This is a genomic window from Streptomyces sp. NPDC001492, assembly GCF_053597275.1.
In genome coordinates this window covers 1-26,996 of record NZ_JBSFHW010000055.1, presented here as the reverse complement: position 1 = coordinate 26,996, position 26,996 = coordinate 1, and the positions used below count along the sequence as shown (strand labels likewise).

The window sequence follows — 26,996 nt, the reverse complement described above, 5'->3', positions numbered from 1 at the left end:
CCTTGAGTCTCCACCCACTGGAAGGCCCAGACTCACACACATGATCGACGACGGCACCGGACTTTTCACCATAGGCGAGCTGGCGCGGTCCACGGGCCTGACCGTGCGCACCATCCGCTACTGGTCCGACGAGGGCGTCCTGACCCCCGTGACCCGCTCCTTGGGCGGATACCGGCTCTACGACGCCGGGTCCGCCGCCCGTCTGGAGCTGATCCGCACGCTGCGTGAGCTGGGCCTCGGTCTGGACGACGTACGCAAGGTGCTGGACGGGGAGCGGACGGTCGCTCAGGTCGCGGCGGCGCACGTGGTGGCGCTGGACGCGCAGATCCGCTCGCTGAAGGTGACCCGTGCGGTGCTGTCGACCGTGGCGCGACGCGGTTCGACCGCAGAGGAGATGACCCTGATGAACAATCTGGCGCGGCTGTCGGCGGCCGAGCGCAGGCGGATCATGGAGGAGTTCGTGGAGGAGATGTTCCACGGGCTCGACCTCGTGGATCCGGACATCCGCGAGCGGATGCGCAACACCGCCGTCAATCTGCCGGACGACCCGACTCCCGAGCAGGTCGACGCCTGGGTGGAACTGGCCGAGATGGTGCAGGACCCCGAGTTCCGGGTGCAGATGCGCAGGGCGGCCGAGTACAACCACGGCGGCCGGACGCAGGACACGCCCGCCGGGGCGTCCATGCGGTTCGTCAAGCAGCTCATCGAGCTGGCGGGGCAGGCGCGCGAGCGCGGGATCGTGCCCGAGTCGCCGGAGGCCGAGAAGGTGCTGCGGAAACTGTTCGGGAACGCCGACCGCGCCGAGATCCTCGAACGCGTCAGGGCGACCCACAACGTCCGGCTCGCCCGCTACCGCGAACTGCTCGGCATCCTGAAGGGAACGCCGGTCAAGGCCTACGAGGAGGAGTTCGCGTGGGTGGGCGCCGCGCTGGAGGCGCACGCGGCCAGCTAATCTGACCTGCGACAGCAACACAGCAAGACGTGCATTGACGAAGAAAAGGGGCGGATCGGTGGCGGACATCGAGGCAGCGCGCAAGGAGTTCCAGCGGATCGACACCGACGGCGACGGGTTCATCACCGCCGCGGAGTTCAAGACCGCCCTTGCCCAGGGGGGCGACTGGAACGTCACCGAGTCGGTCGCCGAGGTGATCATCAAGGCCCGTGACCTGAACGGCGACAAGGTCCTGTCGTTCGACGAGTTCTGGGCGTACCTGAACAAGTAGGGCGTCCTGGGGGTGCCCGTCCGCACGGCGGACGGGCACCCCTTCGTCATGCCGCGCCCGCCGGCCTCAGGACACCTGCCTCCGGTACTGCCCCGGCGCCACCCCGAACTCCCGCTTGAACGCCTTGGCGAAGGCGAACTCCGAGGTGTAGCCCGCGCGTTGGGCGATCAGACGCAGGGGGAGGTCCTCCTCGCGCAGAAGGCGGCCCGCGGTCGTCATGCGCCACCAGGTGAGGTAGGCGAGCGGCGGTTCGCCGACCAGCGTGGTGAAGCGGCGGGCGAAGGCGGCGCGGGACAGGCCGCTCTCCATGCCGAGCTCCTCGACCGTCCAGGGGCGGGCCGGGTCGCCGTGGATGGCGCGCAGGGCCGCGGCGACGGCCGGGTCGTCGAGCGCGGCCGACCAGCCGGTGGCCTTGCGGTCGTGCTGCCACCAGGCGCGCAGGATGTACAGCAGCAGGGTGTCGAGCAGCGAGGTGACGATGGCGTCCGAGCCCGGCTGCGGCTCCTCCAGCTCCATGCCGAGCAACTCCACCGCCGCCCGCAGTGAGCGGTGGGCGCCGACCCGGGCGGGCAGGTGCACCACGTCGGGCAGCTCGGAGACCAGACGGTGGGTGCGGCTGCGGTCCATCTGGTAGGAGCCGCAGAGCAGGACCGCGTCCGGTGTTCCCTCCGGTGGAGTGTTCGTCGGCGCGGGCCACCGGTTGTCCGAACCCGGCCGTACGTGCTCCAGCGGCACGTCGAGCCCGCTGGCCAGCGCGTGCCCCCGCCCGTGCGCCAGGAACACCACGTCCCCGGGCCCGACCGCGACCGGCTCGCCCTGCGCCGGGATGAGCCAGGCCGACCCGCGCAGCACCACATGGAAGCCGGCCCCCGGGGATGCCTCGAACCGCATGCCCCAGGGTGCGTACTTGTCCCGGCGTGAGGAGTGCGGCCGTCCGGTGCGCATCGCGCTCACGGCATCACTGAGTACGTCCATGTCCGAACGGTAACCGGGAGCCGTACCGGAGAGACGATCGGACAGGAAAGGGAGAGCGGTGGACATGGATCGTCTCGTAACGCGCGGCCTAGCGTGTTCCGCATGCCAACTACCGCACGCACTGTGCTTTTTCATGAAATCGGCGGACCTGAAGTACTCACCGTCGAGGACGTGCCCGTCCCCGACCCCGCGCCCGGCCAAGTGGCCGTACGGGTCGAGGCCTTGGGCCTCAACCGTGCCGAAGCCCTTTTCCGGAGCGGCGGTTACTACTACCAGCCCGCCCTCCCCGCCTCCCGGCTCGGCTACGAGGCCGCCGGCGTCGTCGAGGCGGTCGGCGAGGGCGTGACCGAACTCGCCGTCGGCGACCCGGTGATGACCGGCCCCGGCATCGAGATGAGCGCGCAGGGCGTGTACGCCGAGCGGGTCGTCCTGCCCGAGACCGCGGTCCTGCGCCGCCCCGCCTCCGTCGACGCCGTCACCGGTGCCGCGGCCTGGCTGACGTACACGACCGCGTACGGCGCCCTGCTGGAGACCGCCCGCCTCAGGCCCGGCGACCATGTGCTGATCACCGGCGCGTCCAGCGGCGTCGGCACCGCCGCGATCCAGGTCGCCCGCCGCATCGGCGCGATCCCGCTCGCCACCACCCGCACCGAGGACAAACGGGAGCGGCTGCTGGAGCTCGGCGCGGCCGAGGTGATCGTCACCGGCGCATCGGCACCCGAGGCCGTGGCCAAGGAGGTCAAACGTCTCACCGGGGGCAACGGCGCCGAAGTGATCTTCGACGCGATCGGCGGCCCCGGCTTCGGCCCGCTCGCCGAGGGCCTGGCACCGGGCGGCTCCGTGGTCGTCTACGGCTGGCTGGACACCCGCCCGGCCGAGATCCCCCGGAACTGGCCCTTCACCCTGCACACCTACGCCAACCTGATCCTCACCGGCACACCCGCCGGCCGCCGCCGCTCCACCGCCTTCCTCGACGCCGGCCTCGCCGACGGCGGGTTCCGCCCGGTCGTCGGCGAGGTCCTCGACGGCCTCGACCGCATCCAGGACGCGCACCGCCTGATGGAGTCCAACCGGCACACGGGCAAGATCGTCGTCCGGGTCTGAGGGCCTCACCCGTTCGGCCGCAGCGACGGAATAGGCCGCCGATGTCCGAGGTTGACGCGACCCAGACGTCTGCACGTGCATCATCCACGGAAAGGCCTGTCATGAAGATCGGCATCATCGGCGCGGGCAACATCGGCGGCAACCTCACCCGGCGGCTCACCGCCCTCGGTCACGACGTCTCCGTCGCCAACTCCCGCGGTCCCCACACGCTCACCGAACTGGCCGAGGAGACCGGCGCGACCCCCGTGCCCGTGGAGAAGGCGGCGCGCGGCGCGGAGGTCGTGGTGATCACGATCCCCGTCAAGGCGATCCCCCACCTGCCCGCGGGCGTCCTGGACGGCGCGGCCGAGAACGTCGCCGTGATCGACACCGGCAACTACTACCCCCGGCAGCGGGACGGCAGGATCGCGGCGATCGAGGACGAGGGGCTCACGGAGAGCGCCTGGACGGCACAGCAGATCGGCCACACCGTCATCAAGGCGTTCAACGGCACCTTCGCCCAGGACATCCTGGAGCGCCCGCGTCCCGCGGGCGACCCCGACCGGCAGGCGATCCCGGTCGCGGGCGACGACGAGGCAGCGAAGCGCCTGGTCAGGAACCTGATCGACGAGCTCGGCTTCGACACGGTCGACACCGGCACCCTCGCCGACTCCTGGCGCCAGCAGCCGGGCACACCGGTGTACGGTCTGCGCGCGGGCGTGGACGCAGTGACCAAGGCACTGGCGGAGGCGCCCCGGGAACGCCCGGCGGACTTCCGGGGGTAACGGCGCCGCGTACGGCCCGCCGTACGACTCACACGTCACCCATTCCTGGCCCACTCCTTCAGCGCGGCCTTGTCGGCGAAGTCCGCGACATCCTTGTCGTGCGGCTCGCTGGTGTACTGGTGGAAGCGCCACTTGGCCTTGATACGGGGCTTGCCCGCCGTGACGTAGTCGGCGATCCAGAGGCCGTCGCCGGCGTACGAGGTCGTGTCGACGTTGAGCCAGAAGTCGCGGTTGGTGTAGAGCACGACCTGGTTGTTCGGCCGCAGTTCCTTCACTTTGCGGATGAACAGGTCCTTCTCCGCGTTGCTGGCATGCGTCCCGGCGCTGGTGCGCTCCCAGTCCACGGCGAGGATGTCGCCCGCCTTCTCGGGGGCGTGCTCGACGAAGTACTCGGCCTGGGCCTGGAGATGGCCCGGCCACAGGAAGTGGTAGAAGCCGACGACGAGGCCGGCGTCCCGGCCGTGTTTCGTCTGGGCACCGAGTCTTGGATTGACGTACGAGCGGCCCTCCGTCGCCTTGACGAAGACGAAGGAGAGGCCGTCCGTGCCGTACGAGGAGGGCTGGTAGGCGCTTACGTCGATACCGCGCAGCATGGAAGGACTCCCTGAAGTGCCGGTGGGGGGACAGCGGTTGATTCCTCCCCACCTTTGCACGGGTGATCCGTTCCGGATGTGGAAACGACGTGCAAAACGTCAGCGCGCGACTGCGAGCGCTCCGTTCAAGTTCTGCGTGGGGGCGCGTTGTCAGGCTTCGCCAGCTCCGCGTTGAACTGAGCGCCGACAAGAAGAGCCAGATTGGACAGCCACAGCCAGACCAGGAAGACCACCACGCCTGCCAGCGAGCCATACAGATCGTGATACGTGCTGACATGGGAGGTGTAAACGGCGAATCCGACTGAGACGGTCAACAGGAGCGCTACCGCCAATACGCCGCCGGGAGCCATTTTCCCGACAGGGCGGGAGCGTGCCGGGCCCGAGCGGTACAGGATGAGCACCAGTGCGACGGCGACCGCGGTCACGACCGGCCACCGCAGTGCGTGCCAGGCGGCCTGCGGTCCCGTTCCGAGATTCAGTGCTCGGCCCAAGTGCCGCGCCAGGCTGCCGGTGAGCAGCAACGCCAGGGTCGACGTGAGAAGCAGGGTGATCAGGGCGAGGGCTGTGGCGATGATGCGCGGAGCGGTGCGCCACACGGGCCGGTGCGAGCTCATCCGGTGCATGGCGTGCAACGCCCGGCGGAAGACGCTCAGATAGCTGGATCCCGACCACAGGGCTCCCGATGCTCCCAGGCAGACCAGCGTCCATTCCGTCGACGGCTGCCCGGCCATCTGCCGAAGGGTGCCGCGCAGCACAGCGCGGGACTCGGCTGGGGTGGCCTGAAGGATGTGGTCGATGACCTCCGGCTTGTCCGTGGGCATGGTCAGACCCAGGACCGAGAGGACCACCAGCAGCAAGGGGAACAGGGCCAGGACCGCATAGTAGGTGAGGGCGGCGGCCCAGTCGGTGACGTCGTCGTTCCAGACGGCCGTCGGCGTCCTGCGCAAAGCCGCCCACCAGTGGGCCGTGGGACCGTCTGCATCGTCCATGACGCGGATGCTCTCACCCCCGGCCTCGGGCCCCGGCCGTGTTCCAGTTCTCGGCGACGCCTCGAAGAAAGGCTTCCCGGACTGACGCCGGACATGCCCCCTTTCCCGTCTCCTCATGAGGTCATGAAGGGTCATTGTTCAAAGGCCTCCTCGGCCTTTCCTTGGCTTCCTGGACATTGCCCCTATTCATTTCTGTTGTCCCTCAGCTGCCACACGGTCGTTCCCGATGGCGCCTCGGCGTCATGGAGGACACCTCCTGACAGGTCGTGTGTGAATGGCTTCAGAAACGCGGGGCACTTGAGCGTGCAGGAGGTCAAAAACATGGTTCCTTTGCTGCTTGTTCTGCTTCTCGCGCTGGTGCTCTTCGGTGCCGGCTTCGCCCTCAAGGTCCTGTGGTGGGTCGCCGTCGCCGTCCTGGTGCTGTGGCTTCTCGGCTTCGTCATGCGTTCCACCACAGCCGGTGGTGGCAGAGGACGCTGGTACCGATGGTGATCTGACCCAGCGCGCGCCTTCAGCACGGGGTTCGGCCGATACGTCGGCCGAACCCCGTGCTTGGCCGTGCGAGAAGCCGACCCGCTCCGGGCCGCCGGCGACGGCGCGGGCGGGGCGCGCCGCGTGCGTGCGGTGCACTGAAGTTCGAGGCGAGGCTCACAGTCGGCCGGCGGTGTTCCGGGGTACTCGAAGCCATGAAGGTCCCCAAGACGTCTATTGCCATTTGACAACAATGAGCCCAGGGAACAAAGTAACCGTGTCGTACCGCACGGGGAAGGATTACGGAATGGTCCGGTGGGCGGAGACCGCTCCGCGTGCTGGCCACCGGCGCTCCCGGGCGCCGGGGTGTCCGGCGGCGCAGGCCGCCGTTCAGGCCGTGCGGTCGCCGGGCTGCGCGTGTATCTGCAGCGCAGCCGCGTCGCAGAACGCCTCCAGTCCCTCCAGCAGTGCCGCTCGTTTGCTGACGGGCATGAGCCTCAGCACCGCCTGCAGCTCCTGCTCCCTGCGGGCGCGCAGCTCGTCGAGGAAGGTACGGCCCCGGTTGCTGAGGTGCAGCCGGATCTCGCGCCGGTCGGCCTTGCCGATCACGCGCTCGACGAAACCGGCTGCGACCAGCCGGTCGCAGAGCCGGCTGGTGGCGGGTGGCGTGGAGGAGAGCGCGTCACACAGCGTGCGCAGGTTGATACCGTCCTGGTGCTCCAAGGTCAACAGCACCCGCATCTGCGATGCCGACGCCGGCGCAGTGGAGGCTCGGCCCCACAGGACTTCCAGCAACTCTCCAGCCGTCGCGGTCACTCGGGCGACCTCGACGGCTTCCGGGTGGGGGCGGAAGACGGCCACTGTCACACTCTCGCAGGCACTGGGACGGTCGCCAGCGTACTAGGCGCCCGCAGCGGCCAGAGATGGTTCGGACGGCTTGGCGCGGCTTGTCGAGCGGCCTCGTCGCGAGCGAGGCCGGTAAGTGTCGGCCGAAGGATTGGTGTGTTTTCCACCGTGAACAGATATGTGACCGCTGAACGGGCTCTGCGTGCAGCGGCACCCCACGAGTTGCTCGGCGCTGTCCGTCGTGTGCTGGTTGAGCAGTACGGGGCGGAGTCCGTCGAGCTGTTGATGGCCGATTACGGTCTGACGGTGCTCCAGCCGGTGTCGGAGCTGCCGGACGCCGAGGAGCCGGTTTCCGTGCACAACAGCGTGGTGGGCCGTGCTTTCGGTGCCCAGGAACCCGTCGTCGAATCCGCCTCCCACGGTCGCGTGCGCGTGCACCTTCCGGTCAGCGTGCGCGGGGACCGACTGGGTGTGCTGTCCGTGACCCTGCCGGAGCAGGGCGGGGTTCAGGACGTGCTCGGTGAGCTCTCCGACATCGCGGAGGTGCTCGGGCACGAGGTGGTCGTGGCGGAGCGGGACACCGATGTCTATCTGCAGGCACGGCGCAAGGACCGGCTCACGCTGGCCGCCGAGATGCAGTGGCAGTTGCTGCCCGGGCGCTCCTGTTCCCGCCCCGAATACGAGCTGGGCGCGCAGTTGGAGCCGGCGTATGCGATCTTCGGTGACAACTTCGACTGGTCCGCGACGGCCGACCACCTGATGCTCTACGTCACCAATGGCATGGGGGAGGGCATAGAAGCCTCCCTGCTGACGAATCTGGCCATCAACGCGCTGCGTAACGCCCGGCGCGCCGGTCTCGCCATCGACGACCAGGCAGCCCTGGCCGACCAGGCGGTGTACGCCCACTACCAGGGCCGCTGCTACCTGTCGGTGCTGATGTTCGACTTCGACCTCGCGACGGGCTGTGCCAAGGTCGTGGACGCCGGCTCCCCGCAGTTGTTGCGGCTGCGAGGCGGGACGGTGGAACGCGTCACCTTCGAGGCGCAGCTTCCGCTGGGCATGTTCGAGGAGACCGACTACGTGGCTCAGGAGTTCCGGGTCGAGCCCGGTGACCGCCTCGTCTTCGTCAGCGACGGGGTGTACGCGGTCGCCGACCGCAAGGGGGAGGCGTACGGCGAGATCGCCCTCGCCCGGGCGATCCAGGTCACCCGGCTGCTGCCGGCCGCCGAGGTTCCGCGTGCCATCCTGCGGGAGTTGACCGGCCACCGCGGTCGTTCCCTTCCCGACGACGACGCACTCGTCGTCTGCCTCGACTGGCACGGAAGCTGACCGGGTCCTCGATCGCCACCACCGCCCCCCAGTATGTGGCGATCTCGTGTTGTTTGTGTCTGGCCCTCGACGCTAACGTTTGCCATAAGGCAATAATCGCGTCTCGGGTGTGGTCGATCGGCGGCCCTGTGCAGAGGAGACGATGAAGGTGTCGGAGCAAGAGGCGGTCGGGTCGACGGCGCGCCGACTGGGAGCTTTCCTGGAACTCCGCCGAGAACAGATTGCTCAGCGCTGGGCCGATGAGCCTCTCTTCAAGACGGTCTTCACCGTGTCGCGCGAAGAAGCTGTCGAAGCGTGCAAGGCCATCGTGGACGCGTTGACCGACGTCGCCTCGTCCGGACGCCTGGAAGACATCGCCGCGCCCGGCTTCGACAGCGTGCGCGACCAGTTGGGGCGCATGTCCGGTACGCGGATCCGGGCGGGGTCGAGCGCGGCCCGGATCGCCGACGAGGTGGCCGCCCTGCGGTCGCCGGTCGCCGAATTGCTGCGGGCGGAGTTCTCCGATCCCACCACCCCTGAGGCGGCCGAGGGGCTGCTGGCGCTGACGGTCCTGATGGGCACTCTGCGCCTGGTGGTGATGCAGACGGCGCTGAGCTCGGGCGAGGAGCTGATCGCTCGGCAGCGGCAGCAGCTGCTCGAAGTCGCCACCCCGGTCATCAGCCTGTGGGACGGCGTCGTCGCCGTACCGCTGATCGGCACGCTGGACAGCGCCCGCAGCCAGGTCGTCATGGAGTCCCTGCTGGAGGGCATCGTCGACAAGCGCGCCCAGTACGCCATCCTGGACATCACGGGTGTGCCCACGGTCGACTCGCTCGTCGCGCAACACCTGATGAAGACCGTGGCCGCCGCGCGGCTCATGGGTGCCGAGTGCATCGTCTCCGGCATCCGCCCGGCCATCGCGCAGACCATCGTGCAACTCGGCATCGATCTCAGCTCCGTCCTCACCCGCGCCTCACTCGCCGACGCCCTGGCCTACGCCCTCAGCCGGCTGGGCATCGAGGTGTCTCCCCGTGAGAGCACGCGATGACCTTTCCTTCCCAGGGTCCCGCGCCTGTGGTGCCCGTCCTGGCGCTGCGGGAGACCCTGCTGGTCACCCTTCAGGGGGAGCTGCACGACGGTATGGCCGAGCAACTCCAGGAGGACATAAATCGCCGAATCGCCGGCAGCGGGGCGACCGGTGTGATCATCGACATCTCCGGTGTGGAGATCGTCGACTCCTTCCTGGGGCGGATTCTTGCCGAGATCGCGGCGAGCGCCAGTCTGCTGGCGGCCCGCACCGTCGTCGCCGGCATGCGTCCGGCTGTGGCGATCACTCTGGTCGAGCTGGGTCTCACCCTGCCAGGACTGACCACCGCGCTCGACGTGGATCGCGCACTGGAACTCCTCACTCGGGCGTCCACGCCGAGCGCCTCGGACGGACGCGAGAGGGGGACGTGATGCCGGCCTCCGAACCCGCCGTCGAAACAACCCTGCCGATCGGCTCGGACGCGGACCTCGCGTGGGTCCGCCAGCACGTACGCCAGACCGCAGCCGACCTCGGCTTCGGGCTGGTGCAGCAGACGAAGCTGGTCACCGCCGCCAGCGAACTGGCCCGCAACACCCTGGTCCACGGCGGCGGCGGACATGTGGAGGTCACGCCCCTCACCCGAGGCGTGACCCCGGGGCTTCGGCTGTCCTTCGTCGACAGCGGCCCCGGCATCCGCGATGTCGAGCTGGCCATGACCGACGGATACACCAGTGGGGGCGGTCTGGGACTCGGGCTCAGCGGTGCCAAACGCCTCGTCGACGAGTTTGAGATCGACACCGAACCCGGCCAGGGCACGACCGTCACCGTCATCGCCTGGACCACGGGCGTACCCGCGGCACGGACGGGGTCGTGATGGCGCGCGTCTGGGACATTCCGGTTCACGACTCCACCCGCGTACGGGACGTCCGGGTGGCCGTCGAGGCGGCCAGCACCCATGTCCGTCTCGATCCGCACCGGACCGCGGTCGCCGCCCTGGTCGCCACCGAGCTGGCCACCAACCTGGTCAAGCACGCCAGGGGCGGCCGCGTCGTGATCGACCTCGTCGACCGGCCCGGGGCGGTCACGCGCACTCCCGGGGTGCAGGTGACAGCCATCGACTACGGTCCGGGCATTCGCGACGTCACCGCGGCCATCCGCGACGGGTACAGCACGAGCGAGGCGTCGCTGGGCGCAGGCCTGGGCACCTGCATGCGGATATCCAGCGGCTTCGACCTGTACAGCACTCCTCGTGGCACCGTCGCGGTCGCCCGGGTCGACCAGGAGCCCGCGACGGGTCAAGAACGGATGCGGAAGGGCCCGACGTCGGGCGGGATCAACGTACCGCTCGGCCGGGACGAGCACTCGGGAGACGCCTGGAGCTGCGCCCGGTCGGGCACCCGCCTGACCCTGATGCTCGCCGACGGCCTCGGCCACGGCACCAAGGCAGCGCACGCGTCCAGCGCCGCCGTCGACGAACTGCATCGCTCGGCACACCTGCCGCCGGAGGAGATCCTGCGCCACATGCACCCGGCCCTTCGGCACACCCGCGGCGCGGCAGTCGCCGTGGCACAAGTGGACACCGACACCGGTGAACTGGCCTTCGCCGGCGTCGGCAACATCGGGGCCCGCCTGCACGCGGGCGACTCCTGGGGGCACCTGATCTCCCACCCCGGTATCGTCGGCGCCCAGTTCCCGGCGACCGTACCCGTACGTCGCGTGCCCTGGGGGCAGGGCAGTCTGCTTGTTCTGCACAGCGACGGTCTGCCCAGCCGATGGGTACCGCCGACCGATCCCGACCTCCTCACCCATGACCCGGCGGTGGTCGCGGCGACCATCCTGCGTGATGCCAGCAGCGCCGCCAGTCCCGTGCGCGACGACACCAGCGTGGCCGTCCTGGCCTCCGACCCCAGGGACCGACGCCATGATCCCGCCTGACGTCCGGAAGATCACCACAGCCGCCGAGACCGCCCACGCCCGGGCGTTCGTGGCGCACCTCGCAGCCTCCCTGGGCGCGCCGGAGATCGAACGGGCGCGATTCCTGACCGCACTCACCGCACAGTTGCGGGAGTGTCTCGGCCAAGGCGGGGCGGAACTCACCCTCACCGTCCAGCAGCCAGGTGCGGACAGGTCCGTGCGTCTGGAGGCGGTCGTACGGCCGACCGCACCGGCCTCGGAACACGCCTCGCCGTGGTGCCTCGCTCTCTCCTGCCCCGGCCCTGTGACACAGGACCCGCCTCCCTCGGCGCACCCGAACGACGTCGTGTCGGCCGAAGCCCTACTGGCAGCGGATGAGGAGACGGCGGCGGTTCTGCGGAGCCTGGACGAGTCGGAGAACCTGCTTCGGCTCCACCGTGAGGAGCTGCACCAGACCAACCAGGGTGTGCTGGCCCTGCACGCCGAACTGGACGCCGCCGCGCTGACCCAAAGGGAACTGCTCGACGCGGAACGGGCCGCGCGCGGCGAGGCGGAGAAGGCCCGGCGCCTGCTGACCTTCCTTGCCAACGCCAGTGCGGTCGTCACCGCGTCGCTCGATCACGAGGACATCGTGCGCCGCCTGCCGGAACTCCTCATGCCGGAGTACGCGAGCCAGGTCGACGTGTGGCTCTTCGACGAGGACGAGCGGACAGCCGGCCATGGCGTCCACTCCGCCGCCGCGGTGACCGCCGCCCGCACCGACCGCCCCCAGCACGCGGGACCGCACCCGGGTGGCCTGCCCGGCACCGACGACTGCCCACCCTCTGCCCTGTCGCCGGATCGGCCTCTGCTGTGCATCCCCCTGGCCGTGCGCCGGACCCTGGGCGTGCTGTCCCTCACGGCACCGGGTGACCGCTTCGATGCCGACACCAGCGTCATGCTGCTCGAACTGGCCCGTCGTGTCGCCATCGCCCTGGACAACGCCCTGCGCTACGAGCAGCACCGGGACACTGCCGAAGAACTGCAGCGCGCCCAGCTCACCGACCTGCCCGCTGCCGATGGCCTGCACCTGGCGGCCCGGTACCTGCCCGCCACCCGTGGCCTCAACATCGGCGGCGACTGGTACGACGCCTTCTTCCAGCCCGACGGCAGCCTGCTGACCGTCATAGGGGACGTCACCGGGCACGGGCTGCGTGCGGCCGTCATCATGGGCCAGCTGCGCACGGCACTGCGCGCGTACGCGGTCGAGGAGACCAGCCCCGCCCGGATCCTCACACGGCTGCACCGCATGCTCTGCCACCAGCAGCCCAACCTCTACGCGACCGCCATGATCGCGCGCTTCAGACCCGGCGAGCCCCAGGCGACATGGGCCGCAGCCGGCCACCCCCCGGCGGTGGTCCGTGCTCCCGGCGGCGCCGTGCGGGTCCTGGACGAAAAGCCCGGGGTCATGCTGGGCGTGCCGATTCCCTTCGAGTACGCGGACCACACGACCGAGATCGAACCGGGCTCGACTCTGGTGCTCTACACCGACGGCCTGGTCGAGCGGCGTACTGAAGGGATCGACGTGGGTATCGGGTTGCTCGCCCAGACCCTGGCGGCACTGCACGAAACCGACCTCGAAAACCTGGACGCGTGCGCCGAGTCCCTCCTCAAACCCCTTGTTCACGAGTCCGAGCGCGACGACGACGTCTGCCTCCTGCTGTGCCGCACCACCCCGCTCCCGAATTCCTGAAGGGGGCACGGACGGCGAGGTGGCCGGCGCCAATCCCGGGCGGCAGCGTTCCTTCGTTCTGACGTGCTCGTGGCCTCACAGTCCTGCAACCGGTCACCCACCTGCCCGTCACCGTCCGCGGCGACCGGCTCGGCATGCTCTCGATGCGCCTCAACGGCACATGCGGCGAACCCGGCCACCGCGATCAGCCTGAGTGAGTTCGCCGCGGCCCCGTCACCGGTTGCCAGGGGGCTCTCCCAAGGCGGGCGGTGCCCCGCTCCGGGCGGCGAGAAAGGCCTTCATTCCGCGGCTCAGCGCCGACCGCTCCGCCGGGTGCATGGCCGTCAACGCGACCGTCAGTGCCTCTGCCCGGCGCGACGCCACCTCGTCCAGTACCCGGTGTCCCTGTGTGGTGAGGATCAGCCGGACCTCGCGGCGGTTCTGCGGGTGCAGGGACCGTTCCAGCATTCCCGCCGCCTCCAGCCGGTCGCACAGCCTGCTGGCCGTGGGCAGCCCTATGTCCAGCCGCTCGGCCAAAGCGGTCAGGTTCAGTCCGGGTGTTGCCTGAAGCATCCGCAGCGCCCGCAGCTGGTGCAGGGACAGCCGCAAGGCCGCCTCCTGAGCGGCCAGCGACCACAGGTCGGCGAGACTCTCCACAGCGTTGGCGATCTCCAGGGCGACGGCGTCCGGGCCATCACCGGATCCCTCCACGCGGTCGTCGCCTGGGCCGTCGAGACGGGTCACGAACACATCGCTTTCACTCAGTTTCGGACGCTGTAGAGATAATTCTCATCCCAAAGAGATAATCCTCATCCCATCGCTGTACCCGAAGGCAAGGGGTGCAAGCGGGTGCTGGATCGGCCGGACATCGCCAGTGGCGGGCCGGAGACCGGGGCCCGACCGATGGGGGGTGCCGGGGCTTCGCTCCATGGTAGGAGTGCCCCTGGCCTCCCGGGGCGAGCTCGGGGACCAAGGGCACCGGGGTACCACAGAAGTGTCGGGGGCTGTCCCCGCGTCGGCGCGAGCGGGACGCGTGTGAAGGGGCGGGAGAGCCGCCGGCGGGTTCACCGCAGAGTGTGCGCTCGGAGAATGTTCAGTCACTGCTTCCGACCGCCGGCCTCGAGTTCATGCCGGGCGGCCGGCCGGGGCGACACCGCGGCAGAGGCCACGCGGGCCCCTGCCGGACCGACGGAGTCATCTGCCCGTCATTCCGTGCTGAGCATGCCTTCGCGCAGATGTGCCAGGAGGCGCGTGATCAGACGGGAGATCTGCATCTGGGAGACGTTCAGGCGTTCACCGATCTGGGCCTGGGTGAGCTCCTCGACGAAGCGCCAATGGATTATCTTGCGGTCGCGTTCGTCCAGTTCGGCGATCATCGGTGCGAGGGCGTGGAAGTCCTCGACCCGTTCCATGGCCTCGTCCTCGCCGCCGATGAAGTCCGCGAGCACGGCCTCGCCGTCCTCGCTGCCGCTGATCGCGGCGTCCAGGGACGCCGACTTGTAGCCGTTGGAGGCCAGTTGGGCCTCGACGACCTCGTCCTCCGGGAGACTCATCAGCTCGGACAGCTCCCTGACCGTCGGTGTCCGACCGAGTCGGGTGCACAGTTCCTCATGGGCACGCGCGAGCTGGACGCGGGCTTCCTGGAGCCGGCGCGGGACGTGCACGGCCCAGGAGGTGTCCCGGAAGAAGCGCTTGATCTCGCCGACGATGTAGGGGATGGCGAAGGAGGTGAACTCGACCTCACGCGACAGCTCGAAGCGGTCGATGGCCTTGATCAGACCGATCACGCCGACCTGGACGATGTCCTCCATCTCCTCCGGACCCCGGCTGCGGAACCGGCCGGCGGCGTAGCGGACGAGGGACATGTTCATCTCGATCAGCGTGTTGCGCGCGTACTGGTGCTCCGGTGTTCCCTCGTCAGAAACCTCCATCTGGCCGAAGAAGAGCTTCGACATCTCCCGTGCATCCTTCGGCGTGACCTTGGACGGGTCCGCGACCTCCGGAACCTCCACCATCGGCTCGGCAGTCCGCACGGTCGTCGCCGCCATCAAGCACCCCTCCCAGTCGCTCCGCATCCTTGTGCCGGTCCATCGACCGGCAAGCACGCGCATACCCCGGCCGCCGACCGGCATTCGTCGAGCGCCGTCAATTCCCGCTCGGCTCTCCGTCTTTGCGTACGGCCTCCTTCACCGGAAGGCGCGTCGCGCGACGCTCTTCATCGCGCAGGCTGGAGAGCACGCGGTGAGAGGGCGGGGGAGCGGCCGACTGTCCTTGGAAGACGTCCCCGACCCGGGCGATCCCGGCGTTCATCTTGGATCCCGGCAGCACGCGAAACTTCCTGCCGCAGCATCCTGTCGAGCCCGAGGACCGTGTTGGCGGACAGCGAGCCGGAGCTCATGGCTGTCCTCAACACTCGATGATGTTCACCGCGAGGCCGCCCCGAGCCGTCTCCTTGTCCTTCACCTTCACTCGGTTGCTGGGGACTTCTCAGGGACAATTTGATGTTGATCTTGCTCCAGTCCTGCGTCCGTCGCGGCCGGAGGCTGATCGCCACAGCGGTCGCATACGACATCTACGATGTGGCGACGCCGCCGAGCGGCCCAGCGCACGCAGACGGCCGTGCACGACGGGGTGAGCCTGGCGGGCCGGTTTGCGAGCGCGGGCTACGGCGCCGGGGCCAGCTCCTTCGGCGGGCAGGTCGGGCTGTGGTCGGCAGCGGGATCGGCGAGGGCCATTGTGGACGGAATCGAGGATCTGTTCCAGATGAGGAACTGGCTGGCAACGCTGCTCAGGAAGGAGCGGCACCGCAGTGCGGAAGAGGACTCGGCAGCGGTCTCGTCGCCAGGCCCGGTGTGGAGCGATCCGGAGATCCCGGACGAGGAGCGCGCGGTTCTGCTCGTATGCCTCCTCGAGGACCCTACGGCGCGCGAGGACGAGCAGGAGGACGCGGCGTCGTGTCTGGAGTTCCTCTCTGGTCCGTTCGTCGAGGCGGCTTTGATCCGGGCCATCCGGGACGGCGACTTCAACAGCGACCTGGCCCAGGCCTGCGCCGAGTCCCTCGCCGGTATCTGGGCCAGGGAGGGCCAAGTCGATGCCGCCTTCCTGGCGGAACTGCGCGGCCTGGCGAAGGAGCTGATCTTCGGCATCCTCGGCGACCGTGCCCCGCACTTGCTGCCCCCCAGCGCCCTCTAGCCCGGGCCTTTTCACGGGCGGTGATCACGAGAGGGTGACGTAGACGCAGAGAGTGCTCCTGAGCTGGAACGATCGGACTGGCGGCGAAACTCGGCCCCGAACCGGCGCCGCACGATCTCGCCGATGCGGACCAGCGTCCCGCACTGGTCACTCCAGCCCGACGCGGCCGGACCGACCTCCAACACCGCCTCCAGCACGCGTAGCTGATCGGCGTCGAGCTTGCATCTGGCGCCACCGGGCCCCTTGGAGACCTGCGCCTGGCGGCCGCCCGTGGCCAAGGCCCGACGCCAACGGTTCGCCGACATCCTGGTCACCCTGAACCGCCGAGCCACCTCCCCGTTACTGGCCCAGGCCTCGATCAAGTCAGCCGCCGCGAGCCGGACCTGCTCACGCCGATCCCGCTCCTCGGCCGTCAGCCCACCGCCATCGGGATACCTCATCTCTCCGGCACAGCGCGGCCCACGACAACCGTCACGACCCCCGTAACCCCAACCATGAGAGATCTCTAGACGTCCCAGTGGCCGCTGGCGGTGGAGTGCCGCCGGAACTGGCCCGGCTGCAGGACGACTTCGAGGAGTGGCTGCTGAGCGTCGTCCGCCTGGAGGGCCTGCGCAATCCGGAACTGATGCTGGGCACCGTGCCCCGGCCCGGTAGGCGCCGCCGGCGCCGGAGCGTGCCGTGCCGCCGCCACTCGTCATCAGGGCGAGCGGTGGTGACCACAGCCGACGTGGCGGAGGGTCAGCATGTCGGCGGCGCTGAGCAACCCGCGGGTCAGGAAGTAGTCGGCGAGTTCGGCACGGCTGGGGCGGGCGGAGGTGTCCGGCCACAGCCCGGCCCTGACCTCCTTGAGTACCTTGTCGACGTACCCCACGCTGTAGCCGGCGCACCGCGCGGCAACCGCACGGTCCTTCAGGTCCTGAAGGGCGGGGTCCCCGGACAGCCACGGGGCCAGGACGGCGACCAGCACGGTTCTGGACGACTGCTGGACGAGCATCCGCTCCACCTGCGGGGTGGGTTCGGGCCCGCGGTAGGTCATCGTCCCCGACTGGGTCTCGCTCTCCTCCTCGGGTTCGGCTGCCGGCCCGATCACGACGCCGACCTGGATCTCGCCGTTCGGTCCGAAGTAGAGGACGGTCCGACCGGGGCTGAGGCGGACCGCCCCGCCCAGTCCGATCTCCTCGTACCCGCCGCGCGGGAACGCGACCCTGAGGCGTCGGCTTCGGGACTCGTTCAACAGGGTCCAGCGGTTCGCGAGGTATGCGATCTGCGGGCAACGGCCGCGCATGCGTGAAATGAAGCGTCCGACTTCCGGGTCGTCCGGTGCGACCACCAGCCGGGTGAGGTGGAAGGGCTGCTCCGGGACGAGTTGGAAGGACCTCAGGCCGCCCCGCGTCGGGAGTTCGACGGTCGCTCTTGGTGCGTTGTGCATGACCCCCCGATCATTCGCTGAGCAAGAATGGCTGGTCGATTGATCCACTGAAGACCACATCAGCGACAATTACGGTGATGTTATCGGTTCCTCCCGCTTTGAGAGCTGCCTTCATCAGATTCGAAGCGGTTTCCGCGGGCGCCATGTCGGCGGTCGAGAGGATCAGCCGACGCAGCTGCCGTTCGTCCAGGTCGGCCGGCAGCCCGTCGCTCGACAGCACCAGCCGGGTGTCCGGACGGGCGTCGATGACCCACAGGTCGGGTTGAACCGGTACGGACGAGCCGATCATCCTCAACAGCGGCCCCTGTGGAGCGGAGTGCGGCTTGGTGATCTGGCGCACCGTCGTCCGCTCGGGAGGCACCGCCCAGACATAGCCGTCCCCGACGTGCGCCCCCACGATTCGGTCGCCGATCACGGCGCAGGCATCCAGGGTCGTGGCCATGCCCCGCAGCCGTGGGTTGCCCTTCACGTGCTGCAGGACGGCCGCGTTGGCGTCCCGGAAGCCTCCCTGGAGGTGATAGCGGGTGTGCTGCGCACCTCGCCGCCAGGCCCGGACCACCGCCTCGACGGCCAGCTTCGAGGCGACCTCGCCCGCCGGAGCACCACCGACACCGTCGGCCACGACCAGCAGATCCGTGTCCGCGAAGTGGGCGTCCTCGTTCCGTCGCCGGTGCCGGCCGGCTGTGGTCGCCGCACCGGTGTGCAGCCACACCCCGGAGCCGTCCTCACGCTGTCGCCGCGGGACCGTGTCCGACAGCGGCACCAACTCCCCTGCCGCCCTGGGGTCCGGGGCTTCCGGATGCTTTTCGGGTGGCAGCGCGGGCAACGTCTTGCGGGGTGTCACGAGCGGTGTGGGCGGAGGCTGTTCCTCCGTGGAGGTCTCGTCCTGCGCGGCGCTCGGTCCCTTCACGGCCGTCGGCGGACCGAGCGCCGGAAGCGTACGCGACGGCTCGCGCAGCCGGGGCTCGACACGGGGGCCGGACGTCTCGGGGGTGTGCTTCTTGGCGGGTGCCGCAACACGCACATCCTTCTTCGGCGCACCGGGGTCGCTCGGCGCGTGACCGTGCGGCGCGGTCGACGAGCGGCGCCCGGCCCGGCGGGCGTCCTGGTGTCGGGAACGGCGTACGAAGGTGAGGCGCAGTTCTCTCAACAAAAGGATCACCACCGCGAGAAGGGGGACGAGGAGGACGATGGCCATCAGGTTCGCGAGTTTCAGCATGGCGGCTACTCCGACTCCGTCTTGGTGCCCGCCTCGTCGCTGAGGCTCTCCTCCGCTCCGCGGGGCAGCCCGCTGAGCGCGATGTCCGGTCCGACGGGCATGGCCAGGGCGTTCGGATCGTCCCTGATCAGTTCCTGGGTCACCTGCTGCAGCATGAACAGCGCGTTCTTGGCCGGTGTCGCCTCGTCGTGCTCGGTCAGGCGCTGGTGCGGGTCGTAGGCCAGCCACTGGTCGGCCAGGTCCGCGACGTTCTTCGGCAGACCCTTGACCAACTCGTCCAGCCGTGCCGGGCGGTGGTTGCGCTTCATCAGGTCCGCGATGACCATCAGGTCAGGGTCCTCGGAGAGGGCGTTCGCCTCGCGGGACAGAGCGGGTTTGCCGGAGATCAGCCAGTACAGCAGGCTGCCCATGGCGTAGATGTCCGACAGGGGGGACCGGTTGTCGCGGAACCTGGTCACCGTCATCTGCTCGAAGGACATGTAGAACGGGGTGCCGCGCGGGCGGTCGCTCTGGGTGGAGTTGGCCTGCGAGAACTGCTTGGCCAGACCGAAGTCCGCGAGCGCGGGGCGCATGCTGCGGTGTTCGTCGTCCTCCCAGGACAGCAAGACGTTCTGCGGCTTGATGTCCAGGTGTGCGATGTCCTGTTCGTGGACCGCGTCGAGTCCCCACAGCAACTGCTCGACCATGATCAGGCACCACTCCAGAGGCCTCGTGCTGACCACGCCGCGCCCGTACATCGCGAGCGAACCCGGTACGTAGCGCGGGGTGACCGTCCACAGCCACTTCTCGGTCGCGCCGCTGTCGAGCACCTTGACCGCCCAGTCGCTCCGCACCTTCTCGGCGGCCTCCAACTCCCTGCGCCACTCCTTGGCGTTGCGGCCCTCCTTGGACAGCAGCTTGATGACGTAGGAGGCAGGTGCCCCCGCCTGGCGCAGGTCCCGGCAGAGCAGGACGGCGGCCGCGTACCCGGGGGTGTCGGAGTTCGGGAGGTCCCCCACGACCTGCCACCGGCCGACGAAGGTGCTGCCGGGCGGCACCACCATGACCGGTGCGTCCACGTCGTCACCGATGCTCTCGGCAGGGCCTTCCTCGGTCTGCCCGGAGAGGTCCTTGTCATCCCCCCGGGCGCTGGTGACGGACCGCCCTCGCCGCCCGGCCGCGGCCGAGCCGCCGAGTCGGGCCACGGCCTCCACCGTGGTCGGGGTGATGACCGACGCGTTGCGGTGCGCGAGGTCGGTCACCATGCGGGCCGGCAGCAGGACCAGCCTGAACGCCACGTGCACGAGCGCCACGAGAAGCAGCCACACACCCATCAAGGCGTAGTCCACGGCCCAGCCCACTGCGAGCGACCCCACGCTGGTGATGGCTGCCGTGCCACCGCCGGCCGCGTACGCCGCCACGCTGTCCATTCCCGTCGCGGCCGTGTTCCCGCTGGTGGTCAGGTACGCGCGATAGCAGCCGAGGACCATCGAGCCCACCACGGCCACCACCGACAGCACGTAGACCGCGCCGGTCACGGCGCGCTTGACGCTGCGCGGCTGCTGGTCGAGCGGGCCGACCCGATGCGAGTTGCGGTCGGCCAGGACGAACGGCAGTCCGCCCAGTACCAGCGTCCCGCCCACGAAGACCCAGGCCACCGACTTGGCCATCTCGAGTTCCGGGCCGCTGGCGTGGATCACGCCCTTGGCGGCGTCGTACTGGTCGGGTGCGAAGATGGCCTTGGCGGTCAGCGAGACCAGGTAGTACTCGGACCTGACGAACAAGAACGCCCCGGTCACCGCGATGATCGCGGCGATCATCGGCCACACCGGCCAGCCGCCCTTGGAGATGCCGTGCCGGGCGGCGGACACCGCGCGGCCGGTGGTGTCGGCGGCTTCCTGCAGCTCCGCCGTCACGAGCGAGACGCAGTAGGCGCACCACTCGGCCACGGCGACGGCGACGGTGTGCAGTTGCCTGCGCAGGAAGGCGGACAGGGGCAGCAGCAGGAGAACGCCGACGCCGACCCAGATGATGACCGGAATGTTGCTCACGCGCCGCCTCCCGTGGAACCGGCGGAGTCCCCGAAAAGGTGTTCGGGATATCCGGGACGGGTGATGGAGACGGTGGCAGCGCCAAGTTCACGGAACTTCTTCGTCCACCGGGTTTTCCGTGCGTCGCACCGGACGGCCTGCGAACAGGTGAAGTCGATGACCGACACCGTCGCACCCGCGAGGCGTGCCGTGGACTGCTGCTGCAATCCGTTGGGGTCCAGATCGGATGCCATCACGAGGTGACGCGGGCCTTTCAGGGAGGGGTCGGCGAACTGGTCGGACGCGTTCTTGAGGCAGCCGCCGAGGTCCGTTCCCGATTCGGAGGCCGACACCTTCAGGGCGTCCAGTCGCTGCCCTTCGGCCCGCGCGGAGGAGAGCGCCTGGTCGTGCAGTTGTCCCCACCGCTTGACGAATTTCTCCGCGCTTCCGGATACATGGCTGCCCTGCAGGGGAGCGGAACTCGCCCCGACGGCGACCGGCTGGGCCCGCAGGGCCGGGATGTCCAGCTTCAGCTTGGGCGGTTCGCCGTACGTGTTGACGCCGATCGTGTAGACGTAGACCGTGCTGGCCTTCCGACCAGGGACGACAAGGTTCGGCAAGGCTTTGGCGACCGCGTTCCGCGCCGACTCGCGTTCGGCGATGGGGTAGGAACTGGACGTGTCGAGGCAGACGACGACGACGGCTCCGGGCCGGGTCGCGGCCGGAAAGGAGTCGTCACTGACGCCGACAGTTCCGGCGCCGGAATTCCCTGACGGGGCGCACGCCCCGCAGACCAACGCAGTGATCAGAAACGAACCGGAAAGAAGAATTCTTCGCGGCCGCTGAGCGCGAAACATAGTGTGCATGATCAACCCCCACGCATGATCTTTCACCGAAGGGTGCGCGAAAGCACCGGTCGGCATGACGGCATGAACTGCCGTCGCAGACGAAAAACGAAGAGACGAGAGCCAAGCCGTCATGTTCGACGGCGAATTCAGGCAGCCGACGTGCTGTGCGTGAACCCTCGGCGCCACGGGAGCTGACCCCGTGGCGACAATTCCAGCACCGCCGCCCGTACTGCGGCCAGTACGAAGCCTCGTACTCTTTCGGCGCCCCCCGGTCGCCGTGCCCCTCCCTCGGACTTCCCCTTCACATTTTGCCGAAGAAAACCATTCCGGAACGGTCTTTCTGTGAAACCGGTAAGGCCGGTCCGGCGCCGGCCGCCCGCCTCAGACCACGTCCCCGGCGTCCGGCCGCTCCCGCAGGGCGGTGAGAACCGCATGGTGTTCCCTGACCGCCAGCCGGGCCGACCACGGCTGCTCGTGCCGCAACGCCTCTTCCACCGTCTCCGCCGTGCCGGGCACGTGCGGCCACTGCCAGACCAGCATCCGCATCGCCAGTTCACGCAGAGCGGGATCGGGATCGTGGCGAGCCCGGTCGCGGACCAGAGCCTCCGCATCCTCCTGCCCCAGCAACCAGTGCCGGAAGGCCGCCTGACGCGGGTGCCACGCCAGGTCCTTTGCCGCTCGGTCGGCGAACAGCGCCCGCACCTCCTCGTCCTGCGGATACCGTTCACCGAGGAGGTCCAGCGCCGTGGCGCGCGGCCGGGCGGCGGGGTCGTCGACGGCGCGTTCGACCAGCAGGCGGCGCACTTCGGGATCGTCGGGCCACTGGGTGCCCAGCACCTGGAGCGCGACCACCCGGGGATGGCTGTCGGGGTCGTCCACCGCCCGCTCCAGCAGCAGCCGCCGGGCCCGGGCGTCGCCGTCGGGCCATTGACCGGCCAGCAACCGCACCGCGGCGGCACGCAGCAGCGGCTCCCCCTCCTCGACGGCGCGGACCAGCAGCAGATCCGCGGCCCGCTCATCAGTGAGCCGCCGTCCGGCGACGATCCGCAGCGCCTCCAGCCGGGTCCCCCCGTTGCGGTCGTGAGCCGCGTGATCCAGCAGCACGTCGGCCACCCGCTCGTCTTCGGGCCGGCGCTCGCCGAGCAAGCGGAGCAGGAACGCGCGTACTCCACCTCGCGGTTCCTCGGCGGCCCTTCCCAGCAGGAACGTCCATACGTCCGGGTCGGCAGCGCACCGGTCGGCCAGTGCGCGCAGCGCGGCCCGGCGCACCGAGGGCTCGGCGTCCCCCACGGCGCGTTCCCGTAGCAGGCCGGGCTCCAGGATGTCCTCCGGCCACTGTTCGGCGAGCAGCGTCAGCGCGGTGGAACGGACGAGCGCGTGCTGGTCGGAGGCGGCGTGCTCACGCAACAGGGCCGGAACGTGCTCGCGCGGCTCGTAGTGCTCGGCGACCATCCGCAGCGCACCGGCCCGTACCGCGCCGACGGTGGAATCGAGCGCCCGACGCGCGAGCGCGAGCACCTGCGGACGGTCCGCCCAGTGCTGTCCGAGCAGGCCGAAGGCGATCCGCGCCACATGGGCGGACCTCGAATTCTCGGCCTGCGCGCAGAGCACTTCGACAGTCCGCTCGTCGTCCGCCCACCGCTGAGCCAGCGCCGTCAGCGCAGCACCGCGGGCGTAGTCACTGGACTCCTCGGCGACGCGCCGCAGCAGCAGCGCATGCACCGGTTCCGCACGCCACCAGTGCTCACCCAGTACCTGCAGCGCCGTATGGCGCACACGGTCGTCGCGATCGGTGACGGCGCGTTCGAGCGCCAGCTCCAGACCGCGTCCGTCCCTGGGGCGGTGCTCGGCCAGCACCCGTAGGGCGGCGGCCCGGATGCCGCCACCCTGGTGGAAGCGGGCCAGTGTCCGTAGCCGGGCCGGCTCTTCGTAGAGGTGGCAGGCCAGATGCGCGGCGGCGGACTCCTCCGAGATGACCAACCCGCCGTCCTCGTAGAAGCTGTACTCGGGGACGAACTGTCCGTTCAGATGGAACCAGCGCAGGTAACGAGCGCGCCCTTCCCATGATTCGGGCAGACCGGCGAGGACCGGTCCCAACTCCCTCAGACCGTCACCGGGGCCGACCGACAAGGCGGCGGTGAGTTCGTCGACGACCATCCTGCTTTGCGCGGCGAGCAGCTGCGGTCGGCCGAACTCGGCCAGACAGCGCGCCGCCAGGACGAGGATGCCGGGGTCGGCGCTGCGCCGGTACAGGGCGAGCAGGTGCTCGACCATGGCCGCCGCCTCGCGGTCGTTCAGCTGTCCGGCGAGCAGCAGCAGCACCTCACGCCAGGAGGGGTCGGCGGCATGCCGGGCGACGACGTCATCCAGCAAGTCCCCTATGTCCGTCCAGCTCCGCCGGTCCCGGTAGCGGGCGGCTATGTCCCGGGCGGCCAGGTACTCCAGGAAGGCCCGGTGGACGAAGCCGTACACGTCGCCGCCGTACCACGCCAGGATGAAGTTGCGTCGCCACAGATGGGCGAGGAGAGCGCGGGCACCGGCCCGCACGTCCGGCTCCGGCAGCGTGTACTGGCCGAGGAACTCCCGGAACACGCTGTGGAGTTCGCTCCTGTGGATCTGGTTGCCGGCGATGCCGACGCTGCCCTCCTGCATCCGGCGGGCCAGGAACTCCAGCAGTTCCATGCGCTCTTCGGGCCCCAGTACGTCCGCCACGGCGGCCGGTAGTGTCTCGTCCAGCAACTTGGCGTCGAGGTCCCAGTGCGCGACGAGCACGCTCACGGCGTGGTCGTAGACGCCCCGGCGGTGTCGGGGCAACGAACGCCGTCGGCCGATGATGGCGAGGATGGTCAGCAGCAGCGGATTGCCCGCCAGTTCCCTCATCTGCCGGGACCGGCGCAGCGCGCCGACCAGTCGGCCGCCCAACTGTTCGGCCAGTCCCGGATCGTACGGGCAGGCGACTGCGTACCAGCGGCGGACGAACGTCTCGATCTGCGGCTGATCGAGCTCCTGGAGCACGTGGTGCCCGAACCCGGCCTCGTCCAGCACCACGTCCTCGTACCCGATCGTCCGGGAGGTGACGAGGATCCGGGCCAGTGGGTTGGCCCTGGCGAACTCGGCGATCCTGCGTTCCATTTCTCGGCGCAGAATCGGAGCGAAGATCTCGTCGAGACCGTCGAAGACGACCAGGGCCCGGCCTTGGTCCATCCGCAGGCGTAGAACCTCGTACGGGACGGACAGCCCCTCCTCACTGTGCAGATGGCGCAGCAGGCCCTCGAAGCCGACCTTGCGCCAGCGGGGTTCGGCGAAGCGGCGCAACTCGATGATGACGGGAAGGGTTCCTGTGAGCGCGTCGAGGGCGGTGGGCCGTCCGCCAGATACGGGGTGGGTCGGTTCGGCCTCGGCCAGGAGTGCCAGTGCCACGTACCGCGCGACGGTGGACTTGCCCGATCCGGGACTGCCGAGCAGGACGACGCAGCGGTTGCCCGGTGCGGACAACAAGGAGAGCACAGACTGGCGGGGCCGCCCGAGGTGGGCGCCGCGCGCGCGGACGGAGGTGAGCGCGTCCGTCGGCCAGGTGAGCTGGTCCGCCGACAGTTCACCCTGCTCCAGTAATCGCCGCACCAGTTCCCTGGGCAGGTCCACCGGCCGGGACTCGGCCCGCACCAAGGGAGGGACGAACACGTCCTGGAGGCGGACGACGGGCTGCGGGCGCTGGTCGTCCAGCGGGGTGATCACAGCGAGGTCGAGGCGTCCGTAGGTTTCGCGCATGCGGTCCGCGTACTTGCGTGTCGCGGCGTCGATCTCTTCGGGGGAGGGTTCGGGCGCCGCGCCGGGAGCCATGGTGAACTCGACGTGGTCACCGGTGATGACGACGTCGGCGCCCCCGCCGATCACGACGGATCGGTCGCCGTTCGCCTGGGCCGTGACGGCGGGTACAAGGTGAACGGCCGGCGTGGCCGGTACGGGGACGAGGGGTGTGGGGACGTGCGGCTCCAGAGCGGCGGGGGCGGCGGTGGGCGGCTCTGAAGCGGGTGCCTCCAGGCCGGTCGCGGCGTCCGTGTCCGGGGAGCGGCGGCGGACCAGACCGGTTATGCGACGGGTGATGCGGCGTATCAAAGCTGCGTACCATCCCCCGTGATGATCTCCTCGGCGTCTCCGCCCACCGCCGCGGCGCGGCTTCCCGACGCCGAGACGTCCGGCTGGGGGGCATGGGGAGTGGCCGCGGGAGCCGGTGCGAGTGGAGGTACTGGCGTCGTGGCCGGCAGCGTGGAGTTGTCACCGGTGATCACCCGCCCGGCGTTGCCTCCTATGGCGGCCGCCCTTTCGCCGCTTGCGCTCACCGTGCCGCCGGTACGGTCGCCGGCCTTCACCAGGGTGAAAACGGACAAGGTGAGACCGGCCAGCGCGACCACCCCGCTGATCACACTGGCGACGGCGCCGGCCGTGCCCAAGTCCACCACGATCGCCACGACGATCAAGGCCACGATCGCGCCTCCGCAGACGGATCCCACGGCCCAGGGCCATAACCGGCGCATAGGTGTTGGTGCCATGTTGGCTCTTTCCCTGAAATAAGCCTCGTTTCCCGGCTTCTGCACGCGGGGCGCATAACTGTAGGGGCTCTCACCACCATTCCGACAGAGATCCAGAGCGACTTTGGAGGCACCTGCAGCGATCGTGGGGGTCGAATACGACCGAGGGGTTGGACAGTCATCCACCATCCGCCGTACACCGTGCTCAGCCCCTGCCGCATGAGAGTCGTTGGCGCGCGGGCGACCCGCCGTCGTCGGTAGCGGTTGGTCGCCCCCGGGCGAGGAGCCGAGGGCGGCGAAGGCCCGGAGTGAAAGCCTCCCCTTGATCACGGACGCCTGTGGACGGTGCACCACGACGTACGAGCAGTGGGACCGCGGTCACTGCTCTGAGCTGCGAAAACTGGATCCGATGCGATCGCAGGGGCACGACTCGTCACGATCGCTGTCGCCCTCGTGATCCGTAGGTCAGGAGTCCCTTCTGTGGGGACTTCCTGGGGACGTTTCAGGGACTTTCACGTCTGTCCCAGGGACGTTCCGGGGACTTTCCGCCGCGTAAGCAGGGAAGGCCCAGACAGTGTTGAAGGAGGCGAACACGCTGGTCAGAGCCCACCTCCTCAACACTCGATGATGTTGACCGCCAGCCCGCCCCGAGCCGTCTCCTTGTACTTCACGGACATGTCCGCGCCCGTGTCCTTCATCGTCTTGATGACCTTGTCCAGGGACACCTTGTGGGAGCCGTCACCGCGCATCGCCATCCGGGCCGCGGTGACCGCCTTGACCGCGGCCATGCCGTTGCGCTCGATGCAGGGGATCTGGACCAGGCCGCCGACCGGGTCGCAGGTGAG

Annotated in this window: 25 protein-coding genes and 1 pseudogene; 12 read left to right on the top strand and 14 right to left on the bottom strand. The window is 69.5% G+C overall.

All coding sequences use genetic code 11. The features are described from left to right. Positions 1 to 40 precede the first annotated feature (40 nt). Together ACWC1K_RS43320 and ACWC1K_RS43315 are read left to right on the top strand one after the other, a co-directional pair. Positions 41 to 952 carry a helix-turn-helix domain-containing protein gene (locus ACWC1K_RS43320; RefSeq protein ID WP_450838938.1) on the top strand — a complete coding sequence of 304 codons (912 nt, stop codon included), beginning with the start codon at positions 41 to 43 and terminating at the stop codon, positions 950 to 952. A 58-nt stretch (positions 953 to 1,010) separates the two neighbouring features. Continuing rightward, on the top strand, positions 1,011 to 1,223 hold the full coding sequence (locus ACWC1K_RS43315; RefSeq protein ID WP_115905780.1) for an EF-hand domain-containing protein: 213 nt from the start codon (positions 1,011 to 1,013) through the stop codon (positions 1,221 to 1,223). A 66-nt stretch (positions 1,224 to 1,289) separates the two neighbouring features. Here the strand turns inward: ACWC1K_RS43315 and ACWC1K_RS43310 are convergent, their stop codons facing one another. After that, positions 1,290 to 2,198, bottom strand: a complete 909-nt coding sequence (locus ACWC1K_RS43310; protein WP_450838936.1) for an AraC family transcriptional regulator — start codon at positions 2,196 to 2,198, stop codon at positions 1,290 to 1,292. Positions 2,199 to 2,300: 102 nt separating this feature from the next. On the opposite strand from ACWC1K_RS43310, the gene ACWC1K_RS43305 reads away from it, so the two are divergent. Both ACWC1K_RS43305 and ACWC1K_RS43300 read left to right on the top strand, forming a co-directional pair. After that, on the top strand, positions 2,301 to 3,302 hold the full coding sequence (locus ACWC1K_RS43305; protein WP_450838934.1) for a zinc-dependent alcohol dehydrogenase family protein: 1,002 nt from the start codon (positions 2,301 to 2,303) through the stop codon (positions 3,300 to 3,302). 41 nt (positions 3,303 to 3,343) lie between these two features. Next, entirely contained in the window at positions 3,344 to 4,066 is a 723-nt protein-coding gene (locus ACWC1K_RS43300) for an NADPH-dependent F420 reductase (RefSeq protein WP_450838932.1), read from the top strand. Between the two features lie 35 nt (positions 4,067 to 4,101). On the opposite strand, the gene ACWC1K_RS43295 is transcribed toward ACWC1K_RS43300, so the two are convergent. Together ACWC1K_RS43295 and ACWC1K_RS43290 are read right to left on the bottom strand one after the other, a co-directional pair. Beyond that, a complete protein-coding gene (locus ACWC1K_RS43295; RefSeq protein WP_450838930.1) occupies positions 4,102 to 4,659 on the bottom strand; it encodes a GH25 family lysozyme in 558 nt (185 codons plus the stop codon). Between the two features lie 125 nt (positions 4,660 to 4,784). After that, positions 4,785 to 5,648, bottom strand: coding sequence for a YihY/virulence factor BrkB family protein (locus ACWC1K_RS43290; protein WP_450838928.1), 864 nt, complete (start codon positions 5,646 to 5,648; stop codon positions 4,785 to 4,787). Positions 5,649 to 5,969: 321 nt separating this feature from the next. On the opposite strand from ACWC1K_RS43290, the gene ACWC1K_RS43285 reads away from it, so the two are divergent. Beyond that, positions 5,970 to 6,140 (top strand): hydrophobic protein, encoded by a 171-nt coding sequence (locus ACWC1K_RS43285; RefSeq protein ID WP_351475696.1) that lies wholly within the window; start codon positions 5,970 to 5,972, stop codon positions 6,138 to 6,140. A gap of 369 nt (positions 6,141 to 6,509) precedes the next feature. Here the strand turns inward: ACWC1K_RS43285 and ACWC1K_RS43280 are convergent, their stop codons facing one another. After that, positions 6,510 to 6,986 (bottom strand): MarR family winged helix-turn-helix transcriptional regulator, encoded by a 477-nt coding sequence (locus tag ACWC1K_RS43280; protein ID WP_450838927.1) that lies wholly within the window; start codon positions 6,984 to 6,986, stop codon positions 6,510 to 6,512. Positions 6,987 to 7,133: 147 nt separating this feature from the next. On the opposite strand from ACWC1K_RS43280, the gene ACWC1K_RS43275 reads away from it, so the two are divergent. The 6 genes from ACWC1K_RS43275 (at position 7,134) to ACWC1K_RS43250 (ending at position 12,946) form a co-directional block, all read left to right on the top strand. Continuing rightward, on the top strand, positions 7,134 to 8,294 hold the full coding sequence (locus ACWC1K_RS43275; RefSeq protein ID WP_450838925.1) for a PP2C family protein-serine/threonine phosphatase: 1,161 nt from the start codon (positions 7,134 to 7,136) through the stop codon (positions 8,292 to 8,294). A 142-nt stretch (positions 8,295 to 8,436) separates the two neighbouring features. After that, a complete protein-coding gene (locus tag ACWC1K_RS43270; protein WP_450838923.1) occupies positions 8,437 to 9,321 on the top strand; it encodes an STAS domain-containing protein in 885 nt (294 codons plus the stop codon). Beyond that, positions 9,318 to 9,731, top strand: coding sequence for an STAS domain-containing protein (locus ACWC1K_RS43265; RefSeq protein WP_450838921.1), 414 nt, complete (start codon positions 9,318 to 9,320; stop codon positions 9,729 to 9,731). Before ACWC1K_RS43270 ends, ACWC1K_RS43265 begins: the two co-directional genes overlap by 4 nt. Then, positions 9,731 to 10,174: an anti-sigma regulatory factor gene (locus ACWC1K_RS43260; RefSeq protein WP_450838920.1), complete on the top strand. Its 444-nt coding sequence runs from the start codon at positions 9,731 to 9,733 to the stop codon at positions 10,172 to 10,174. The genes ACWC1K_RS43265 and ACWC1K_RS43260 overlap by 1 nt, the downstream gene beginning before the upstream one ends. Next, the gene (locus ACWC1K_RS43255; RefSeq protein ID WP_450838918.1) at positions 10,174 to 11,235 is read left to right on the top strand and encodes a SpoIIE family protein phosphatase; all 1,062 of its coding nucleotides are present in this window, start codon (positions 10,174 to 10,176) and stop codon (positions 11,233 to 11,235) included. The genes ACWC1K_RS43260 and ACWC1K_RS43255 overlap by 1 nt, the downstream gene beginning before the upstream one ends. Next, entirely contained in the window at positions 11,222 to 12,946 is a 1,725-nt protein-coding gene (locus ACWC1K_RS43250; protein WP_450838917.1) for a PP2C family protein-serine/threonine phosphatase, read from the top strand. The genes ACWC1K_RS43255 and ACWC1K_RS43250 overlap by 14 nt, the downstream gene beginning before the upstream one ends. 213 nt (positions 12,947 to 13,159) lie before the next feature. Here ACWC1K_RS43250 and ACWC1K_RS43245 read toward each other — a convergent pair whose 3' ends face one another. Together ACWC1K_RS43245 and ACWC1K_RS43240 are read right to left on the bottom strand one after the other, a co-directional pair. After that, a complete protein-coding gene (locus tag ACWC1K_RS43245) occupies positions 13,160 to 13,669 on the bottom strand; it encodes a MarR family winged helix-turn-helix transcriptional regulator (protein ID WP_450838916.1) in 510 nt (169 codons plus the stop codon). Positions 13,670 to 14,130: 461 nt separating this feature from the next. Next, positions 14,131 to 14,973: an RNA polymerase sigma factor SigF gene (locus tag ACWC1K_RS43240; protein WP_450838914.1), complete on the bottom strand. Its 843-nt coding sequence runs from the start codon at positions 14,971 to 14,973 to the stop codon at positions 14,131 to 14,133. Positions 14,974 to 15,502: 529 nt separating this feature from the next. Here ACWC1K_RS43240 and ACWC1K_RS43235 point away from each other — a divergent pair. Then, positions 15,503 to 16,117 (top strand): hypothetical protein, encoded by a 615-nt coding sequence (locus ACWC1K_RS43235; protein ID WP_450838913.1) that lies wholly within the window; start codon positions 15,503 to 15,505, stop codon positions 16,115 to 16,117. A gap of 86 nt (positions 16,118 to 16,203) precedes the next feature. On the opposite strand, the pseudogene ACWC1K_RS43230 reads toward ACWC1K_RS43235, so the two are convergent. From ACWC1K_RS43230 to ACWC1K_RS43195, 8 genes and pseudogenes are all read right to left on the bottom strand, one after another. Then, positions 16,204 to 16,557, bottom strand: a pseudogene (locus ACWC1K_RS43230) (IS630 family transposase); the annotation flags it as partial. Positions 16,558 to 16,814: 257 nt separating this feature from the next. Continuing rightward, positions 16,815 to 17,546, bottom strand: a complete 732-nt coding sequence (locus ACWC1K_RS43225) for a hypothetical protein (RefSeq protein WP_450838912.1) — start codon at positions 17,544 to 17,546, stop codon at positions 16,815 to 16,817. Between the two features lie 10 nt (positions 17,547 to 17,556). Next, the gene (locus tag ACWC1K_RS43220) at positions 17,557 to 18,765 is read right to left on the bottom strand and encodes a protein phosphatase 2C domain-containing protein (RefSeq protein ID WP_450838910.1); all 1,209 of its coding nucleotides are present in this window, start codon (positions 18,763 to 18,765) and stop codon (positions 17,557 to 17,559) included. 5 nt (positions 18,766 to 18,770) lie between these two features. Further along, positions 18,771 to 20,795, bottom strand: a complete 2,025-nt coding sequence (locus tag ACWC1K_RS43215; protein ID WP_450838908.1) for a serine/threonine-protein kinase — start codon at positions 20,793 to 20,795, stop codon at positions 18,771 to 18,773. Continuing rightward, positions 20,792 to 21,697, bottom strand: coding sequence for a hypothetical protein (locus tag ACWC1K_RS43210; protein ID WP_450838907.1), 906 nt, complete (start codon positions 21,695 to 21,697; stop codon positions 20,792 to 20,794). The genes ACWC1K_RS43215 and ACWC1K_RS43210 overlap by 4 nt, the downstream gene beginning before the upstream one ends. A 306-nt stretch (positions 21,698 to 22,003) precedes the next feature. Beyond that, a complete protein-coding gene (locus ACWC1K_RS43205) occupies positions 22,004 to 25,738 on the bottom strand; it encodes an NACHT domain-containing protein (RefSeq protein WP_450838905.1) in 3,735 nt (1,244 codons plus the stop codon). After that, a complete protein-coding gene (locus tag ACWC1K_RS43200; protein ID WP_450838903.1) occupies positions 25,735 to 26,106 on the bottom strand; it encodes a hypothetical protein in 372 nt (123 codons plus the stop codon). The genes ACWC1K_RS43205 and ACWC1K_RS43200 overlap by 4 nt, the downstream gene beginning before the upstream one ends. A gap of 659 nt (positions 26,107 to 26,765) precedes the next feature. Then, positions 26,766 to 26,996, bottom strand: a 231-nt coding sequence (locus ACWC1K_RS43195) for an L-serine ammonia-lyase, iron-sulfur-dependent, subunit alpha (protein ID WP_356674309.1), incomplete at its 5' end; no start/stop codon positions are given.

Bases quoted from the DNA above. Each gene is read 5' to 3' on its own strand.
- ACWC1K_RS43320 (WP_450838938.1), top strand. From the start codon at position 41: ATGATCGACGACGGCACCGGACTTTTCACCATAGGCGAGCTGGCGCGG.
- ACWC1K_RS43310 (WP_450838936.1), bottom strand. From the start codon at position 2,198: ATGGACGTACTCAGTGATGCCGTGAGCGCGATGCGCACCGGACGGCCG.
- ACWC1K_RS43305 (WP_450838934.1), top strand. From the start codon at position 2,301: ATGCCAACTACCGCACGCACTGTGCTTTTTCATGAAATCGGCGGACCT.
- ACWC1K_RS43300 (WP_450838932.1), top strand. From the start codon at position 3,344: ATGTCCGAGGTTGACGCGACCCAGACGTCTGCACGTGCATCATCCACG.
- ACWC1K_RS43295 (WP_450838930.1), bottom strand. From the start codon at position 4,659: ATGCTGCGCGGTATCGACGTAAGCGCCTACCAGCCCTCCTCGTACGGC.
- ACWC1K_RS43290 (WP_450838928.1), bottom strand. From the start codon at position 5,648: ATGGACGATGCAGACGGTCCCACGGCCCACTGGTGGGCGGCTTTGCGC.
- ACWC1K_RS43285 (WP_351475696.1), top strand. From the start codon at position 5,970: ATGGTTCCTTTGCTGCTTGTTCTGCTTCTCGCGCTGGTGCTCTTCGGT.
- ACWC1K_RS43270 (WP_450838923.1), top strand. From the start codon at position 8,437: ATGAAGGTGTCGGAGCAAGAGGCGGTCGGGTCGACGGCGCGCCGACTG.
- ACWC1K_RS43265 (WP_450838921.1), top strand. From the start codon at position 9,318: ATGACCTTTCCTTCCCAGGGTCCCGCGCCTGTGGTGCCCGTCCTGGCG.
- ACWC1K_RS43260 (WP_450838920.1), top strand. From the start codon at position 9,731: ATGCCGGCCTCCGAACCCGCCGTCGAAACAACCCTGCCGATCGGCTCG.
- ACWC1K_RS43255 (WP_450838918.1), top strand. From the start codon at position 10,174: ATGGCGCGCGTCTGGGACATTCCGGTTCACGACTCCACCCGCGTACGG.
- ACWC1K_RS43250 (WP_450838917.1), top strand. From the start codon at position 11,222: ATGATCCCGCCTGACGTCCGGAAGATCACCACAGCCGCCGAGACCGCC.
- ACWC1K_RS43240 (WP_450838914.1), bottom strand. From the start codon at position 14,973: ATGGCGGCGACGACCGTGCGGACTGCCGAGCCGATGGTGGAGGTTCCG.
- ACWC1K_RS43235 (WP_450838913.1), top strand. From the start codon at position 15,503: ATGTGGCGACGCCGCCGAGCGGCCCAGCGCACGCAGACGGCCGTGCAC.
- ACWC1K_RS43225 (WP_450838912.1), bottom strand. From the start codon at position 17,546: ATGCACAACGCACCAAGAGCGACCGTCGAACTCCCGACGCGGGGCGGC.
- ACWC1K_RS43220 (WP_450838910.1), bottom strand. From the start codon at position 18,765: ATGCTGAAACTCGCGAACCTGATGGCCATCGTCCTCCTCGTCCCCCTT.
- ACWC1K_RS43210 (WP_450838907.1), bottom strand. From the start codon at position 21,697: ATGCCGACCGGTGCTTTCGCGCACCCTTCGGTGAAAGATCATGCGTGG.